The organism is Zoogloea oryzae (assembly GCF_030161255.1).
In the GTDB taxonomy this organism is placed as follows: Bacteria; Pseudomonadota; Gammaproteobacteria; order Burkholderiales; family Rhodocyclaceae; genus Zoogloea; species Zoogloea oryzae.
Window position 1 is genome coordinate 1 of the sequence record NZ_BSPX01000159.1, and the last position, 2690, is coordinate 2690.

Here is a 2690-nt window from a genome sequence, read left to right on the forward strand (position 1 = left end):
GCTGGTCGCTCACCACGGCGGCGAGCCCGGCGGCCTTGCTGCCCGGGGCCGGGCCGTCCGGCGCCCACGGGTTGGGGGTGACGCCAGCGGCGGCGAGGCCGGGCGAGGGCTTGGGGATCGACAGCCCGCTCTTGCCCAGGTCACCGGTGGTGCCGAGGGCGGCGGGGCCGAACACGTCGATGGCGGCAGAGGCGTCGAGCTTGATGCCGGCGCCCACCGACATGCCGATGTCGGCCGACGCGCCCAGGCTGGCCGACAGCCCGACCTGGGCCGAGAGGCTCACATCCAGATTTACGTCGAGGCTGGCCGACAGCTCGAAGCCCGCGGAAAGATCGAAGCTCAGCCCGCCGTTGGCGCCACCACCCAGCAGGCTGCCGGCACCGGCGGCGCTGGCCTGGCTGCGGGCATCGCTCGCCTGCTCCACGGCCTGGCGGCGCTGGGCGGCGTCGCTGGCGTTAACTTCGTAGCGGAACTCCTGCTCGGTGAGGGTGAGCTGGACCTTGGAGCGCAGCGGGACGCCGCTGGGGCTGAAGTAGTCGAAGACTTCCTGGTGGGACGAGATGACGCCGTTGAAAAGCAGCGTGCCCCAGCGGAACTGCACCCGCCGCGGGGCCTGCTCGCGCCCGCTGCCGAAGGTCTGCACCAGATCGGCGATGGGCTTGGTGCGCACGCGCACGTCGAGCATCTCTTCTCCGCCGGCATCGTCGTTGGTGTCGTCGTCCCGCGGGCGGGTGGAGTCGAAGTAGCACTCGAAGGACAGGGTGGCCTTGGAGGAGCCGACGTTCTGCACCTGCTGGCGGCCGCGGCGGCTGCGGTCGCGCTGCTCGCCGGCGGAGACCTTGAGGGTCAGCGTCTCGGGGTTGAAGTCGAGGGGGATGGCGCGGTTCTCCTCGACGTTGCGACCGCCCGCGTCGAAGGGCACGAGCTTGGCACGGCGGAACTGGGCTGTGCTCATGATTGCTCCCGGCTCAGGCCTTCGTGGACGATGTGCAACTCTTCGAGGGCGACTTCGCGGGCGTTGCCGGCATTTAGGTCAACACACTTGACCTTTGTGGCGATGCCGTTTTCGAAGCGCCACACGCCGGCGTCGGCGGCGGTGCTGTCGGCCTGGAGCACGCGGATCGTCCCGGAGACATAGGGCAGCGGAAAGGTGCCGTCCATGCAGCGCTGGATCCAGGTCCAGAAGGCCGGGTCGAGGGACAGGCCGCGCTTGAGCACCAGCGGCGGGTTGGTCGTCTTGCCCAGCAGCTGACGGGCGCCGCGGTTGTAGCCGCCTTCGCGGAAGCTGACCGGTTCCATCGTGATCTCCAGGCCCTGCACCTCCGAGAAGGCACCCTTGCGGCCGCCGAGCGCGAGCCCTTCGTCGCCGCCGAGGCCCGAGAGCTCGATCTGCACGGCAAAGTTGAACTGGGTGAGCATGGCCTGGGCGGGCATCAGAACACCTCGATGCGGGGATCGTCCGCGCCGCTGCGCACGAGACGGAAGACGATGAATTCGGCCGGCACGGCGGGGGCGACGCCGACCTGCATGATCGCCCTGCTGGCATCGAGATCGCCCTGGGTGTGGGTGCTGGCGTCGCAGCGGATGAAGTAGCTGTCGGTGTCGGTGCGGCCGGCCAGGGCGCCGGCGTTGAACAAGGCCTTGAGGCGTCGGCGGGCGGTGCCGGCCATGGCCGACCACAGCGTGGCGTCGTTGGGCTCGAAGGGCGCCCAGGCCAGATCGGCGGCGAGCTGGGCCTTGAGCCAGTCGATCAGGCGGCGCACCGGGATGTGGGTCCAGTCCGGGTCGGTGGCGGTGGTGCGGGCGCCGAGGAGCATCAGCCCGCGCTCGGTGCGGCGGATCTCGTCGATGCGCTCTTCGAACAGGAAGCCGGGCTCGGGCAGGCCGGCGTCGTCGGCGCGGGCGAAGGCGCCCTGCACGTTGCGGTTGGCGGGCGCGGCCCACACGCCGGTGTCGTTTTCGACCTGGGCGGTGATGCCGCAAGCGGCGCCGGAGGGCGGCACGGTGGCGGCGGTGCCGTCGGCATCAACCCGCAGCCACGGGGTGTACAGCGCCGCGCGGGGGCTGGCGAGGGCGTGGCGCCACTGCACGATGTCGCCGGCGCGCAGGCTAGGTGGCAGGTCGAGCAGGGCGATGCGGGCGCCGAGGGCTTCGCAGTGCTGGACGAGGGCAAGCTGGGCGGCCTGCAGCTCGCTGGCATCAAAACCAAGCAGCGGGTAGTCGAGGGCGCCCACGGTGGTGTCAGCCTTGCCACGGCTGCACTGGGCGCCAAAGCACAACTCGTCGGGCAGGGCCGGCGGCACGCTGACGGCATCGGGTGGCGTGGGGTGGAGCAGGTCGGGCATCGTTACCAGTGCGACCGGCTCGAAGGGGTGGGCCTGGTCCCACACGGCGAGGGTGTCGAGGGCCGGCGGCCTGGCGTTGAAGGCGACGAAGCGGTGGTCGGAATCCTCGATGAGGTCGGCCAGCGCCATGGACGTGCCCTCGAAGAAATGCTGGCGCCCGGTGCTGGCGGTGGCGTCGCGGCCGTGGCGCGAGGCGGGCATCTCGGCGGCCGAGAGCAGGATGCCGGCGGGCGCGGCGAGCAAGGCCTTGGTGGGGAGCAGCCAGGCGTCGGCGAGCATGGCGCTGGGGCGCAGGTAGTCCGAGCCCCACGGTTCGTCGGCGCTGCCCCACAGGCGGTCGGCCTC

Annotated in this window: 3 protein-coding genes; all 3 read right to left on the bottom strand. The window is 71.4% G+C overall.

Going from position 1 to position 2690, the window contains the following annotated elements; genetic code table 11:
• A partial coding sequence (locus QQK25_RS22600; protein WP_284189986.1) for a CIS tube protein occupies window positions 1–955 on the bottom strand: 955 nt, incomplete at its 3' end.
• Window positions 952–1434 carry a phage tail protein gene (locus tag QQK25_RS22605; RefSeq protein ID WP_284189987.1) on the bottom strand — a complete coding sequence of 161 codons (483 nt, stop codon included), beginning with the start codon at window positions 1432–1434 and terminating at the stop codon, window positions 952–954. The genes QQK25_RS22605 and QQK25_RS22600, both read right to left, overlap by 4 nt.
• On the bottom strand, window positions 1434–2690 hold a 1257-nt coding region (locus QQK25_RS22610), incomplete at its 5' end, for a phage tail sheath family protein (RefSeq protein ID WP_284189988.1). The genes QQK25_RS22610 and QQK25_RS22605, both read right to left, overlap by 1 nt.

What these genes read in the sequence shown, in the direction of transcription:
- QQK25_RS22605 (WP_284189987.1), bottom strand. Translation starts at nt 1,434, where the DNA reads ATGCCCGCCCAGGCCATGCTCACCCAGTTCAACTTTGCCGTGCAGATC.